The sequence below is a fragment of the Comamonas sp. A7-5 genome, from assembly GCF_039581385.1.
GTDB lineage: Bacteria > Pseudomonadota > Gammaproteobacteria > Burkholderiales > Burkholderiaceae_C > Comamonas > Comamonas thiooxydans.
Genome location: NZ_JBCPWO010000002.1, coordinates 371,338 through 384,560, shown reverse-complemented (window position 1 = coordinate 384,560; position 13,223 = coordinate 371,338). Strand labels below are relative to the sequence as shown.

The 13,223-nt window shown below is 61.1% G+C and carries 14 protein-coding genes; all 14 read right to left on the bottom strand.

What is annotated here, in order from left to right; translation table 11 throughout:
* Positions 1 to 68: 68 nt before the first annotated feature.
* A complete protein-coding gene (locus AAIL67_RS04695) occupies positions 69 to 959 on the bottom strand; it encodes a DMT family transporter (RefSeq protein WP_224649870.1) in 891 nt (296 codons plus the stop codon).
* A 176-nt stretch (positions 960 to 1,135) separates the two neighbouring features.
* On the bottom strand, positions 1,136 to 1,858 hold the full coding sequence (gene folE / locus AAIL67_RS04690) for a GTP cyclohydrolase I (protein WP_003073932.1): 723 nt from the start codon (positions 1,856 to 1,858) through the stop codon (positions 1,136 to 1,138).
* Positions 1,859 to 2,052: 194 nt separating this feature from the next.
* Entirely contained in the window at positions 2,053 to 2,817 is a 765-nt protein-coding gene (locus tag AAIL67_RS04685; protein ID WP_003066010.1) for an endonuclease/exonuclease/phosphatase family protein, read from the bottom strand.
* Between the two features lie 14 nt (positions 2,818 to 2,831).
* A complete protein-coding gene (nudB, locus tag AAIL67_RS04680; protein WP_224649869.1) occupies positions 2,832 to 3,335 on the bottom strand; it encodes a dihydroneopterin triphosphate diphosphatase in 504 nt (167 codons plus the stop codon).
* A gap of 243 nt (positions 3,336 to 3,578) precedes the next feature.
* The gene (aspS, locus tag AAIL67_RS04675; protein ID WP_039049630.1) at positions 3,579 to 5,384 is read right to left on the bottom strand and encodes an aspartate--tRNA ligase; all 1,806 of its coding nucleotides are present in this window, start codon (positions 5,382 to 5,384) and stop codon (positions 3,579 to 3,581) included.
* A gap of 18 nt (positions 5,385 to 5,402) precedes the next feature.
* The gene (locus AAIL67_RS04670) at positions 5,403 to 6,047 is read right to left on the bottom strand and encodes a DUF502 domain-containing protein (RefSeq protein ID WP_003058473.1); all 645 of its coding nucleotides are present in this window, start codon (positions 6,045 to 6,047) and stop codon (positions 5,403 to 5,405) included.
* A gap of 14 nt (positions 6,048 to 6,061) precedes the next feature.
* Positions 6,062 to 6,337, bottom strand: coding sequence for an FmdB family zinc ribbon protein (locus AAIL67_RS04665; protein WP_012837126.1), 276 nt, complete (start codon positions 6,335 to 6,337; stop codon positions 6,062 to 6,064).
* A gap of 101 nt (positions 6,338 to 6,438) precedes the next feature.
* Positions 6,439 to 7,890 (bottom strand): sodium:solute symporter family protein, encoded by a 1,452-nt coding sequence (locus AAIL67_RS04660; RefSeq protein ID WP_224649867.1) that lies wholly within the window; start codon positions 7,888 to 7,890, stop codon positions 6,439 to 6,441.
* A gap of 35 nt (positions 7,891 to 7,925) precedes the next feature.
* Positions 7,926 to 9,494: a ubiquinone biosynthesis regulatory protein kinase UbiB gene (gene ubiB / locus AAIL67_RS04655; protein ID WP_012837124.1), complete on the bottom strand. Its 1,569-nt coding sequence runs from the start codon at positions 9,492 to 9,494 to the stop codon at positions 7,926 to 7,928.
* On the bottom strand, positions 9,491 to 10,102 hold the full coding sequence (locus AAIL67_RS04650) for a hypothetical protein (protein WP_063661781.1): 612 nt from the start codon (positions 10,100 to 10,102) through the stop codon (positions 9,491 to 9,493). The genes ubiB and AAIL67_RS04650 overlap by 4 nt, the downstream gene beginning before the upstream one ends.
* Positions 10,103 to 10,241: 139 nt before the next feature.
* Complete coding sequence (locus AAIL67_RS04645; protein ID WP_063662079.1) at positions 10,242 to 11,243, bottom strand: Tim44-like domain-containing protein; 1,002 nt, start codon at positions 11,241 to 11,243, stop codon at positions 10,242 to 10,244.
* Positions 11,244 to 11,294: 51 nt separating this feature from the next.
* The gene (gene ubiE, locus AAIL67_RS04640) at positions 11,295 to 12,026 is read right to left on the bottom strand and encodes a bifunctional demethylmenaquinone methyltransferase/2-methoxy-6-polyprenyl-1,4-benzoquinol methylase UbiE (RefSeq protein ID WP_003065997.1); all 732 of its coding nucleotides are present in this window, start codon (positions 12,024 to 12,026) and stop codon (positions 11,295 to 11,297) included.
* Positions 12,027 to 12,269: 243 nt separating this feature from the next.
* Entirely contained in the window at positions 12,270 to 12,689 is a 420-nt protein-coding gene (locus tag AAIL67_RS04635; RefSeq protein WP_003065996.1) for a DUF971 domain-containing protein, read from the bottom strand.
* Between the two features lie 74 nt (positions 12,690 to 12,763).
* The gene (locus tag AAIL67_RS04630; protein ID WP_034357570.1) at positions 12,764 to 13,201 is read right to left on the bottom strand and encodes an HIT family protein; all 438 of its coding nucleotides are present in this window, start codon (positions 13,199 to 13,201) and stop codon (positions 12,764 to 12,766) included.
* Positions 13,202 to 13,223: the final 22 nt, after the last annotated feature.

Here is a 13,223-nt window from a genome sequence, read left to right as displayed (position 1 = left end):
CTTCAAAAACAATAGCTACTTGCGATTCATCGACAAGGGCTGCAGGCCTTTTTGACAAACAACCCACTTCAACCCAGCCCCAGTGCCGTCACGCCCAGGGCAATCATCACGGCCCCGGCAATGCGCAGGGCCCGGTCGCCCTCGCCCAGCAACCTGCCGCCGATCAGGGCCGCGAACAGCATGGATACCTCGCGCGCCGGAGCGACGTGAGAAATGGGCGCGCTTTGCACCGCATAGAGCACCAGCACATAGGCAATGGGGCTGAAGAAAGCCACCACGGCCGCATAGCGCCACTGCAGACGCCACAGGCGCTTGGTCTCGGGCCAGTCCCGGGCGGCCAGCGGTGCCAGAATCACCAGGCGGATCAGATTGCCCATATAGTCCACCAGAATCGGCGACATCAGCAGCATCTTGACGGCATAGCTGTCCACCACGGTGTAGCTGGCAATAAACAAGCCCGTCAGCAGGCCGTAGTAGAGACCGGACAGCACGCGCTGACGAGCCTCCAGATCCTGCCCCTCGCGGATGGCAACAATCATGCGCGGGCCGCCCGCGATCAGAAACACGCCCAGCACCACGCCCGCAATGCCGGCAGCGCCCAGCGTGGAAATCTGCTCCCCCAAAAACATCACCGCCACCAGCGATGAGATCAGTGGCCCGCTGCCACGCGCCAGCGGATAGACCACGGTGAGATCGGCCACGCGGTAGCCGCGCAGCAGCACCACGAAATAAGCCACATGCAGCACGGCGCTGGCGGTAACGAACGCCCACTCCATCCAGCCCCAGCCCGGCACCACATCCTTGCCCAGCCACCAGCCCAGCGGCAGCCAGATGACGGCATTGCAAATGGAGGTGTAGAGCGAAAAACGGGCATCTCCGCCCGCCTTCTTGGCCACGATATTCCAGCCTGAATGAATCAGGCCGGCCAGAATGATGAGAGTGAACGCTTGCAGGGACATGAGAGCCGGAAATGCAAAAGGCCGCGCGATGCGCAGCCCTTCCAAAGATCAGTTTTCAACACAGAACACAACCCACAAACTAGCGTGCCCCAGGCCAGAGACACCGAGCAAGAGCCGCCTCGCGGCGAAGGTGTCGTCCCCCTTCGGGGGAAGGCGCAAAGCGCCACAGGGGGCATTTATTTTCTAGCTGCTATGAGCGACAGGAATTCGCGGCGCAGTTCGGAGTTGGTGAGGAAAGCGCCGCGCATGACGGAATTCAGCATCTTGGAATCCATCTCGCGCACGCCGCGCCAGGACATGCAGAAATGCGAGGCTTCCATGACCACGGCCAGCCCGTCGGGTCGGGTCTTGTCCATGATCAGGTCGGCCAGCTGGATGATGGCCTCTTCCTGAATCTGCGGGCGACCCATGATCCAGTCCACCAGACGCGCGTACTTGGACAGACCGATCACATTGGTGTTCTTGTTGGGCAGCACGCCGATCCAGATCTTGCCGATCACGGGACACAGGTGGTGGCTGCAGGCGCTGCGCACGGTGATCGGACCGACGATCATCAGCTCGTTCAAGTGTTCGGCGTTGGGGAATTCGGTGATGGCCGGCTGATGCACATAACGGCCGCGGAACACCTCATTCACATACATCTTGGCCACACGGCGGGCCGTGGCGCGCGTGTTGTGGTCGTGCACGGTGTCGATGACCATGGAGTCGAGCACGCCCTGCATCTTCTCCTGCACCTCGTCCAGCAGCTTCTCCAGCTCGCCGGGCTCAATGAATTCGGCAATGTTGTCGTTGGCGTGGAAACGTTTTTTAGCTGCCTGCAGCCGCTCGCGGATCTTGACCGAAACGGGTGTTCCTTCGGCTGAGTTGTCTTTTTTCATGTCGGCGAGATCTCTGAACATCCAAGAATGGTACCAGTGAATCAACTTCCCGAAGCTACAAAGGATTTGCCGTCCAGATGCATGTTTACAAGGCATTGGAAGCTATGGTTTCAGGAGCAATCTCAAAATAAGCATGCACCCGACCAGAGACAGCGGGCAAGCGCCGCCGCGCGGCGAGGCTGTCGCGCCCGGGCGCGGGACCGGGCTCAGGGCCGCTACAGCTTGAACTCTGCGATCAGCGGCAGATGATCCGACATGCGCCACCAGATGCGCCCCTTGGGCACCTGCAGCCCCAGCGGGGTCAGGCCGCGCACATAGATATGGTCGAGCTGCGCAATCGGCAGCCGCGAAGGATAGGTCAGAATGCCCTGCGTTTCCTCGTACTCGAACAGGCCGAAACCCGCCAGCATGCGCTTGATCTGGTTGCCCCAGTCATTGAAGTCGCCCGCCACCACCAGCGGCGCATTGGGCGGCACCTCTCGCTCGATGAAACGCTGCAGCAGTGCAATCTGGCGAATGCGGCTGCCCGGAATCAGACCCAGGTGCACGACGATGGAGTGCACGCGCTTGCCGTGGATGTCCAGCTCCACATGCAGCAGGCCGCGCTGCTCGAAGCGGTGGTCAGAGATGTCCTCGTGCTGGTAGCCGATCACCGGCCAGCGGCTGAGCAGCGCATTGCCGTGCTCGCCGTCCCGGGTATAGGCATTGGTCAGATAGACGGACTCGTAGCCTTCGGGAGCCAGATACTCGGCCTGAGGCACATTGGGCCAGCGGTCGAAATACTGCTCCTCCTTGCGGTTCATCTTGCGAACCTCCTGAAGGCAGACGATGTCCGCATCGAGCTGCTCCACCGCGAGTCCCAGATTGTGAATCTCCAGCCTCCTGGCAGGGCCCAGGCCCTGCACACCCTTGTGAATGTTGTAGGTAGCCACGCGCAGGATCTGCGGCTCTGGCGGCGTAAACAACTGAACTTCAGACATAGGCACTGTGGGTTTCAAGGCTGTTGCCTGCAGCGGCGCTCGACCAGCGCCGGCTCGAAGCGCGGCAACAGCAAAATAGCTTCTGCGTTGGAAGAAGAAAAGCAGCGCTGGGCTGCCTCACGCCAATCATGCCAATCATGTGCGGTGTGCTCCCTGGGATTCAAGTGCACGCTCATGTGAGGTGGCACACGGAGGCCGAAGACACGCTCCTGGTTATGGCTGACGCCCGGCGCGTAACGATGCAGCCATTGCGGATAGATGGCGTAGACGTTCTCGAGTTCCCAATCGGTCAGGCAACACTCCGGCGCCAGCGCATCGATGCCGGTTTCCTCGAGCACCTCGCGCACCGCGGTTTCATGCCAGTCCTCGTCCAGGCTGTCCTTGCTGCCCGTGACGGATTGCCAGAAAGGCTCGCCCTCGGGCGCATCGATGCTTCGGCGCAGCAGCAACACCTGCCCGTCTTCGCGGTAGATCACGACCAGCACGGACTGCGGAATCTTGTAGGGCCTGACTTCCATCGCAGCATATTAGCGCGGCCAGCATGACAGCAGGCTGAGTCGCCCTGCTGCTTGATAGCCATCAATATTCATAGCTTCAACCGCTTTCCAATCATTGAATTCAGATTGAAAACCATCTGAGTCTCAAGATTGACAGGCGCAAGCAGCTCCCGATTTCAAAGCAACAAAAAAGCGCCAGCCGCTTTCGCGAACTGGCGCCCGGGTGTGAACAGCGACCGGCGCTGTTCACGGGGAGCTTGGCAATCAAGCCTCGGTGGTGACCACCATGGGGTTGCGCAGCTTGATGTGCAGCTCGCGCAGCTGCTTCTCGTCCACGGGCGAGGGAGCCTGGGTCAGCAGATCCTGGGCGCGCTGTGTCTTGGGGAAGGCAATCACGTCGCGGATGGAGTCGGAGCCGGTCATCAGCGTGATCAGACGATCCAGGCCGAAGGCCAGACCGCCGTGGGGGGGCGCACCGTACTGCAGCGCGTCCAGCAGATAGCCGAACTTGGCACGTTGCTGCTCGGGCGTGATGTTCAGGGCTTCGAACACCTTGGCCTGCACGTCGGCGCGGTGGATACGCACCGAGCCGCCGCCCAGTTCCCAGCCGTTCAAGACCATGTCGTAGGCCTTGGCAATGCACTTGCCGGGATCGGTGTCCATCAGGTCTTCGTGACCGTCCTTGGGCGAGGTGAAGGGATGGTGCACGGCCACCCAGCGGCCGGATTCCTCGTCATGCTCGAACATGGGGAAGTCCACCACCCACAGAGGCGCCCACTTGTCTTCGAACAGGCCGCTCTTCTTGCCGAATTCGCTGTGGCCGACCTTCAGGCGCAGGGCACCGATGGAGTCGTTGACGATCTTTTCCTTGTCGGCACCGAAGAACAGCAAGTCGCCATCCTGGGCGCCGGTGCGCTTGAGGATTTCGGTCAGGGCAGCATCATGCAGGTTCTTGACGATGGGCGACTGCAGGCCTTCGCGGCCCTTGGCCACTTCGTTGACCTTGATCCAGGCCAGGCCCTTGGCACCGTAGATCTTGACGAACTCGGTGTAGCCGTCGATCTCGCCACGCGAGATGGCAGCGCCGCCGGGCACGCGCAGGGCCACGACACGGCCGCCCTTGGTGGTGGCGGGGGTGGAGAAGACCTTGAAGTCCACGTCGCCCATGATGTCGGTCAGCTCGGTGAACTCCAGCTTGACGCGCAGGTCGGGCTTGTCCGAACCGAAGCGGAAAGCCGCATCCTGGTAGGTCATGATGGGGAACTCGCCCAGATCCACGTTCAACTGGGTCTGGAACACTTCCTTGATCATGCGCTGGAAGATGGCGCGGATTTCCTCTTCGTTCAGGAAAGAGGTTTCGCAGTCGATCTGCGTGAATTCGGGCTGACGATCAGCGCGCAGGTCTTCGTCGCGGAAGCACTTGGTGATCTGGTAGTAGCGGTCGAAGCCCGAGACCATCAGCATCTGCTTGTACAGCTGGGGCGACTGGGGCAGCGCGAAGAATTCGCCGTCATGCACACGCGAGGGCACGAGGTAGTCGCGGGCGCCTTCAGGCGTGGACTTGCCCAGCATGGGGGTCTCGATGTCGATGAAGCCTTCCTTGTCGAGGAAGTTGCGCACCTGGATGGCGGTCTTGTAACGCAGCATCATATTGCGCTGCATCACGGGACGACGCAGATCCATCACGCGATTCGTGAGGCGCACGGTTTCCGACAGATTGTCATCGTCCAGCTGGAAAGGAGGCGTGACGGAAGCGTTGAGCACGTTCAGCTCATGGCACAGCACTTCGATCTGACCGCTCTTGAGCTTGTCGTTGGTAGTGCCGGCGGGACGCGCACGCACCACGCCCTTGACCTGCACGCAGAACTCGTTGCGCACGTCTTCGGCCACCTTGAACATCTCGGCGCGGTCGGGGTCGCAGACCACCTGCACATAGCCTTCACGGTCGCGCAGGTCGATGAAGATCACGCCACCATGGTCACGGCGGCGATTCACCCAGCCGCACAGGGTCACGGTTTCGCCCATTTGGGCTTCGGTCACCAGACCGCAGTATTGAGAACGCATTGCCATGAAAATTCTTCCTGCACCTTAGGGGTGCGACAAGGTTGTTTGTTTGGATTCTTCGATCAGAGCGAGGTCTGGCGGAGCCACCACGCCCATCGAAACAATGTATTTGAGCGCCGCATCCACGCTCATTTCCAGCTCGATGCACTCGCTCTTGCGCACCAGCACGAAGTAACCCCCCGTGGGGTTGGGCGTGGTGGGCACGAAGACGCTCACATATTCATCGCGCAGCAAAGCCGCCACTTCACCGCTGGGCTGGCCTGTGACGAAAGCCACGGTCCATACGCCCTCGCGCGGCCACTGCACCAGCACTGCCGTGCGAAAAGCGTTGCCGCTGTCGGAGAACACGGTGTCCGAGACCTGCTTGACGCTGGAATAGATGGAGCGCACCACGGGAATGCGACGCACCAGCGCATCACCCCAGCCCACCAGCTTGCGGCCGATGAAATTGCTGGCAATGCCGCCCACGAGCAGCAGAATCAGCAAGGTCAGAATAACGCCAAAGCCCGGAATATGCATGCCCAGCAATCTGTCGGGCTGCCAGGCCTCGGGAAGAATGGCCAGCGTCTGATCAAGCGTTCCGATGATCCAGTTGAGCACGCCCAGCGTGATCACCAGGGGAACGATGACCAGCAAACCGGCAATCAGCCACTTGCGCAATGCAGACATAGTGTGGGTAAGCCTCAGGAATTGGCGGGCGCAGGGGCAGGGGCAGCTGCTGCAGGTGCAGCGGCACTGTCACTGGATGAAGAGGTGCTTGCAGCCGGCTTGCTGCCGCTGTTCTTGAAGTCCGTGGCATACCAGCCAGAACCCTTGAGCTGAAAGCCCGGAGCGGTGAGCTGCTTGGAAAAGGCCTCGGCCCCGCAAGCTGGGCACACGGTCAGCGGCGCGTCCGAGATTTTCTGCAGCACATCCTTGGCGTGACCGCAGGAGCCACACTTGTATGCATAGATAGGCATAGCGCTAAAAACGGAGAAAGTGCAAAAACCCTCAATTATAGGCGCCGCCCCTGGTTTTGCTGCGCTGCGCAAGCAAGCCCCGGTGCAGCCGGTTTGCTCTCTCAAGCCTTGATCTCGACCAAGGACTCGATTTCACGGTGATGGTTGCTGATCCACTGGGGCAGCAGCGAGCCCGCCAGCATGCCGGCAACCGCAGCCAAAAGACCAGCCAGCTGCTGTGGAAAAGCCTGGTTGAGCGCGGGCGTGACCATGAAGACCAGCCACACACCTATGCCCAGCGCCACGGCACTGATGGCGCCCTGGGTGGTGGCTCGCTTCCAGTACAGGCCGAACACCAGCGGCACGAAGGCCCCCACCAGCGGCACCTGATAGGCGCTGGCGACCAGCTCATAGATGGGCGTGCCCTCCATGGCTATCGAATAGGCCAGCACGCAGGCCGCGAACACCAGCACGCTGATGCGCATGGTCCTGAGATTGTCCTTGTCCGTGGTGTAGGGACGGAACTGGCGCCAGATGTTCTCGGTAAAGGTCACGCTGGGAGCCAGCAAGGTGGCCGAAGCGCAGGACTTGATGGCCGAGAGCAGCGCGCCGAAGAACAGCACCTGCATGGCAAACGGCATCTTGTCCATCACCAGGGTGGGCAGCACCTTCTGCGGATCATCGGCCAGCAGGGCCGTGGCTTCGGCGGGCATGATGATGAGCGCACTGGCCACCAGGAACATGGGCACGAAGGCAAAGATCACATAGCAGGCACCGCCGATGATGGTGCCGCGCACGGCCGACTTCTCGGTGTCTGCCGACATCACGCGCTGGAAGATGTCCTGCTGCGGAATCGAGCCCAGCATCATGGTCACGGCAGCACCGATGAAGAAAACGATTTCATGCAGCGAGGGCTCGGGCAGAAACTTGAACAGATCGCGGCTGGTGGCCAGATCGACCACCTTGCCCGCGCCACCCGCCATGTCACCGGCAAAAAAGGCCAGTATCAGCAGGCCGGCGACCAGGATGATCATCTGCACGAAATCCGTCACGGCCACCGACCACATGCCACCGAACAGGGTGTAGACCAGCACCGAGAGCACGCCTATCGTCATGCCCATGGGAATGCTGACGACACCGCCCGAGAGCAGGTTGAACACCAGGCCCAGCGCCGTGACCTGGGCCGAGACCCAGCCCAGATAGCTGAGCATGATGATCAGCGAACAGACCACCTCGATAGCTCGGCCATAGCGCGAGCGGTAGTAGTCGCTGATGGTCAGCAGATTCATGCGGTAGAGCTTGGCCGCAAAAAAGACGCCCACCAGGATCAGGCACATGCCCGCGCCAAACGGATCTTCCACCAGCGCATGCAGACCGCCTTCGATGAACTTGGCTGGCACGCCCAGCACCAGCTCGGACCCGAACCAGGTCGCGAATGTGGTGGTGATGATCATGTAGAGCGGCAGATGACGGCCGGCAATGGCGAAGTCCGCCGTGTTCTTCACGCGTCTGGCGGCCCACAGGCCGATGCCGATGGTCACTAACAGGTAGACGATCACCAATGAGAGCAGCACGCTGGCACTCCTCGAACTCTAAAGAAAGGGAAAGCTCAGAAGCGGATGCGCAGCAGAACCTGCAGCACCACCAGCCCGATGACGAAACCGATGCCGCCGCAGAGGATGGCCTGCAGCAGACGGTTGGTCGTTTTCTGCTGCTGCAGCAGCTCCTTGAGCAGGGTCTCGCTGTCGTTGCCGGCGCCATGCCTGGACAGATACTGGTGCAGCACGCGCGGAATGTCGGGCAGGATCTTGGCGTAACGCGGCGCCTGCGCCTGCAGCTCATGCCATAGGCGCTGCGGCCCCATCTGGTCCAGCATCCATTTCTCGAGGAATGGCTTGGCCGTGCTCCAGAGGTCGAGGTTGGGGTCGAGCTGACGGCCCAGGCCTTCGATATTGAGCAGGGTCTTTTGCAGCAGCACCAGCTGGGGCTGAATCTCGACCTGGAAACGGCGCGAGGTCTGGAACAGGCGCATCAGCACCATGCCCAGCGAGATTTCAGCCAGCGGCCGGTCGAAATAAGGCTCGCAGACGGCGCGGATGGCCGCCTCCAGCTCCTCGACGCGCGTCGTGGCCGGCACCCAGCCGCTTTCCACATGCAAGGCGGCAACACGCTTGTAGTCGCGGCGGAAGAAGGCCAGGAAGTTCTGCGCCAGGTATTCCTTGTCGAACTCGGTCAGCGTACCGACGATGCCGAAGTCCAGCGAGATATAGCGCCCGAAGGTATCGGGCTCCAGGCTGACCATGATGTTGCCCGGGTGCATGTCGGCATGAAAGAAGCCGTCGCGGAACACCTGGGTAAAGAAGATGGTCACGCCATCGCGCGCCAGCTTGGGGATGTCCACGCCGGCTTCGCGCAGGCGCTCGACCTGGCTGATGGGCACGCCCTTCATGCGCTCCATCACCATCACATCGGTGTGGCAGTAATCCCAGTGGATCTCGGGGATCAGCACCAGATCCAGCCCTTCCATATTGCGGCGCAGTTGCGCGGCATTGGAGGCTTCGCGGATCAGGTCCAGCTCGTCATGCAGATAGTTGTCGAACTCGGCAACCACTTCCTTGGGCTTGAGGCGCTTGCCATCATGGGAGAGCTTTTCCAGCCAGCTCGCCATCATGTGCATCAGCGCCAGATCCTTGTCGATCACGGACTTCATGCCCGGACGCAGCACCTTGACGGCGACGTCGTGCTCGACGCCGGACTTGTCGCGAACCCTGGCAAAGTGCACCTGGGCGATGGACGCGCTGGCCACGGGCTCACGCTCGAAGCTGATGAAGATCTGCTCCAGCGGCTTGCGAAAGGAGCGCTCGATGGTGTCCACCGCGATCTGGGAATCGAACGGCGGCACGCGGTCCTGCAGCTTGGCCAGTTCCTCGGCCACATCGGGCGGCATCAGGTCGCTACGCGTAGACAGCACCTGACCGAACTTCACGAAGATGGGGCCCAGCTCTTCCAGCGCTTCGCGCAGGCGCACGCCACGTGGCTTGTCCAGCTTGCGGCCAAAGGTCAGCACGCCGCGCAGGCTGCGCAGGCGCGGATGGGGAATCCCGGAGAGCACCAGCTCATCGAGTCCATAACGAAACACCACCCAGAGGATGGCCCAGCCCCGCAGAAAGCGGCTCATGGCTGTGTGTAATCGGCCCCGGGCATGGCTGCCACGGGTGCCGTGCTGGCAGGATTGGCGACATCGGCAGCAGAGGCAGACTTGCTGCCCATGCGTGCGCCGACGAACTGACGCAGCCCCTGTGCGGCCGTGCGTGCCACCTTGCCAATGGTGTGGGCCGGCACATCGCCAATCAGGCGAGCCAGATCTTCCTCCACATCCCACTTGACGTTATCCACCAGCCAATTGATCTCGGCGGCAAACTGCACATCGCCTTCGATGCGAATGCTGGGCTTGTCGCCACGCAAGGCCGTCTGGGCCAGCGACAGAGGAGAGGTCTCGGTGACTTCCAGCATCAGATCGGGTGCAGCCTCCGCAGGAGCCACGTCGAACAGGCCAGCAGGAGTGACCAGCAAGGCGACCGAATACTGGCGCCATTGCACGCGCGCAATACGCCCCTTCTGGCGCACGAGGCGGTCCATGGCCTCTTTTTCCTGCATCAGCACATGATTGAGGAAAAGCACCAGCCGCTGGTGCATTTCACTCACCAGCCATTCGGGAGCTTGGGGACCGGCCATCACGCGTTCGACGAGACCGCCCAGAAAAGAAAAAGGGGACTGTGTTGCCATAGTCCCCGATTATTCATGAAATTAATCCCCCCCTGCGGCGCTTTGCACCTTCCCCCCAAGGGGGACGGCACCATCGCTGCGGGGCGGCCCTTGCTTGGTACCCCTTGCATGGGCCGCGAGTAATCCCCACCTGCAGCGCTTATTGCAGCGCCTGCACACCTGCCACCAGCCAGCCGCTGGAGCCACTCTTGGGCTTGGTCATGTTCCAGACTTCACGGAAGGGGCTGGGGCCTGCCGATGCCTCTTCGCGGATCATGCCGGAGAACTCGACGCTGGCCATATAGCCATTGCCCAGATCTTCGATGCCCAGCAGTTGCGCATCGATCATCAGCACGTCGGTGTGGTTGGGTTCACCGGCACGCTGGCTCTCACGCTCGGACAGCTGGCTGCGGATTTCCGCGAGCATCTCGTCGGTCATCATGGAGCGCAGAGTGGTGATGTCGGACCTGTCCCAGGCCGACTGCAGCGTCACGAAGTTGCGCTTGGCTGCCGTGAGAAAGCCTTCGGCATCGAAGTCTGCAGGCACGCCCCAGTTCTGCGAACCCGACAGGGCAGAGCCGATCATGGAGCCGCCAGCTGCAGCTGCGGCTTCGGGAATATGGTTCTGTTCCCAAGGACGAGCCGACGCGTCATTGCCCACTTTTTCGGGGTTGTACTGGCGTGCCTGAGGTGCATTCACATCACCGCCCAGATTGCCTGCGCCCTGAAAGGCGAATGGACTGCTGGTGCTCTGCACGGCAGGCGCTGCCTTGCGACGGCGCATGATCATGCCGACCACCACCATGATCACCATGGCCAGCAGACCGAACATCAGCATATTGGCAAAGGCTTCGCCCATGCCCAGCGAGTTGGCCAGCCAGGCCAGGCCCAGGCCTGCGGCCAGGCCGCCCAGCATGGCGCCCCATGGCTTCTTGGGTGCAGCAGCCGGAGCCGCTGCAGGCGGAGCAGCACGGTTTTGCTGCGCCGCACTCTGCTGCGGAGCCTGCTGGGTATTCTGAGCGGGAGCACGAGACGCTTCGCGTTGAGTGACGTTGCCCGACTGCTTGCCGAACGATGAGCCACCGCCCATGCGTTTTGCATCGGCCTGACCATGTGCCACCACCAGCATTGCCACCAAGGCGATTGACCAAAGTTTCTTCATCTCATCTCCCTTCTTATAGAAAGTCGCTACAAATCTGCGCACAGGGCGCACTTAACATTTGATTCCCACATGCAAGGCACAGACGCCTCCTGTCATGTTGTGATAGTCCACATGGCCAAAGCCGCATTGCTGCATCAGGGCCTTGAGCTCCTTCTGGCCTGGGTGCATGCGGATGGACTCGGCCAGATAGCGATAGCTTTCGGCGTCGCCGGCAATCATCTTGCCCATGGTCGGCAAAATCTTGAACGAGTACCAGTCATAGACCTTCTCCAGCGGTTTGGCCACCTTGGAAAACTCCAGCACCAGCAGCTTGCCGCCGGGACGCAGCACGCGGTTCATTTCCTTGAGCGCTGCATCCTTGTGCGTCATATTGCGCAAACCGAAGGCCACGCTGACCAGATCGAAATAGTTGTCGGGGAAGGGCAGCTTTTCTGCATCGCAGACCAGCGTGGGCAGGATCACGCCCTTGTCGGTCAAACGGTCACGCCCCACGCGCAGCATGGCTTCATTGATGTCGGTGTGCACCACCTGACCGCTGGCTCCCACCTTCTTGGAAAAAGCCAGGGACAGATCCCCTGTACCGCCCGCGATGTCCAGCGCCTTGTCGCCTTCCTTGAGGTTGGCCACCATCAGCGTGTAAGCCTTCCAGGCGCGGTGCAGTCCACCCGACATCACATCGTTCATGACGTCGTACTTGGAAGCCACGGAGTCGAACACACCGCGTACGCGCGATGCCTTCTCGCTTTCATCAACAGTCTGGAATCCGAAGTGTGTGGAGCTCATAACAAAGAATGCTAAGCAGGCAGTGCTTGCGCGTACAGCGACAACCCCGTATGACTACAGGCTTTGAAGCACTATGGTTTTTTGAAAGAATTCGCCTTGAGCGCTTATTTCACATGCGCTGCCAGCTATTGGAAATATAGCACCAGCCTCAATAACCCTGTACCGTATGCATGGGCTATGTGGCGTGTACGGGACGTTGCTGCCGGCTTTTGAGCCGACATGCAAGCCCCTGGGAGTCAAAGCTCAATGCACGCTGCAGCCATGACCGCCGGCGCCCTTCTCGGGCATGGGCGTGTCGCGCTCCATCCCGGCCTCTTCAAGGCGCTGCAGATATTGCTGCCACAGAGCATCCTGCTGGCTGCCCAGCTGGTAGAGGTATTCCCAGGTGTACAGACCGCTTTCATGCCCATCGCTAAAGAAGGGCTTGATGGCGTAGTTGCCGACCGGCTCTATGGTGTTGATGCCCACATCGCGCTTGCCGGTCTGCAGCACTTCCTGGCCCGGGCCATGGCCTTGCACCTCGGCCGAGGGCGAGTACACGCGCAGCAACTCGAACGGGATGCGGAAAGTCTTGCCGTCCGAATAAGAGACCTCCAGCACGCGCGATGCGCCATGCACGGTCAATGACTGGGGGGTGGGAGTATTGGCTTGCAGTCCTGCCATGGTTCTCTCCTAATCAATGCATAAAAGGGCAGCCTCAAGCTGCCCTTTGAATCTCCCGGCGGAGACGAAAAACATCACGCGGCCCAGAGGGCCAACGCCTTTTGCAGCACTTCATCCACCTGCGGCAGCTGGCGGGCAATCGCAGCTTCGCGCTCTTCATCGCGCTCGCGCTGGGCCGCAGCCCAGACGGAAGCGGGAAAGTGGCTGTCCCAGTCATAGCGCGCAATCACATGCCAGTGCAGATGCGCCACCATATTACCGAGCGCCGCAAGGTTGATCTTGGTCGGAGCCAGTTGCTCGCGCAGCACACGTTCGACCAGGGCCACGGCATCCATGCAGACAATGCGATCCGCCGCACTCAGATCCGAGAACTCAGCCGCATGCTCATTCCAGACCACGCGATAGAAGGCCGGAAAGCCTGCCTCCACGGCTCGAATCACACGCAGCTTGTCGCCGCGCCAGACCAGCGCACCGCCATCGGCAATGCACAGAGGACAATTTTCAACCAGCATCTGAAATCTCCATTGCAATGCT

Coding starts and splice junctions, on each gene's coding strand:
- AAIL67_RS04695 (WP_224649870.1), bottom strand. CDS start 959: ATGTCCCTGCAAGCGTTCACTCTCATCATTCTGGCCGGCCTGATTCAT.
- folE (WP_003073932.1), bottom strand. CDS start 1,858: ATGTTCAGAGATCTCGCCGACATGAAAAAAGACAACTCAGCCGAAGGA.
- AAIL67_RS04685 (WP_003066010.1), bottom strand. CDS start 2,817: ATGTCTGAAGTTCAGTTGTTTACGCCGCCAGAGCCGCAGATCCTGCGC.
- nudB (WP_224649869.1), bottom strand. CDS start 3,335: ATGGAAGTCAGGCCCTACAAGATTCCGCAGTCCGTGCTGGTCGTGATC.
- aspS (WP_039049630.1), bottom strand. CDS start 5,384: ATGGCAATGCGTTCTCAATACTGCGGTCTGGTGACCGAAGCCCAAATG.
- AAIL67_RS04670 (WP_003058473.1), bottom strand. CDS start 6,047: ATGTCTGCATTGCGCAAGTGGCTGATTGCCGGTTTGCTGGTCATCGTT.
- AAIL67_RS04665 (WP_012837126.1), bottom strand. CDS start 6,337: ATGCCTATCTATGCATACAAGTGTGGCTCCTGCGGTCACGCCAAGGAT.
- ubiB (WP_012837124.1), bottom strand. CDS start 9,494: ATGAGCCGCTTTCTGCGGGGCTGGGCCATCCTCTGGGTGGTGTTTCGT.
- AAIL67_RS04650 (WP_063661781.1), bottom strand. CDS start 10,102: ATGGCAACACAGTCCCCTTTTTCTTTTCTGGGCGGTCTCGTCGAACGC.
- AAIL67_RS04645 (WP_063662079.1), bottom strand. CDS start 11,243: ATGAAGAAACTTTGGTCAATCGCCTTGGTGGCAATGCTGGTGGTGGCA.
- ubiE (WP_003065997.1), bottom strand. CDS start 12,026: ATGAGCTCCACACACTTCGGATTCCAGACTGTTGATGAAAGCGAGAAG.
- AAIL67_RS04635 (WP_003065996.1), bottom strand. CDS start 12,689: ATGGCAGGACTGCAAGCCAATACTCCCACCCCCCAGTCATTGACCGTG.
- AAIL67_RS04630 (WP_034357570.1), bottom strand. CDS start 13,201: ATGCTGGTTGAAAATTGTCCTCTGTGCATTGCCGATGGCGGTGCGCTG.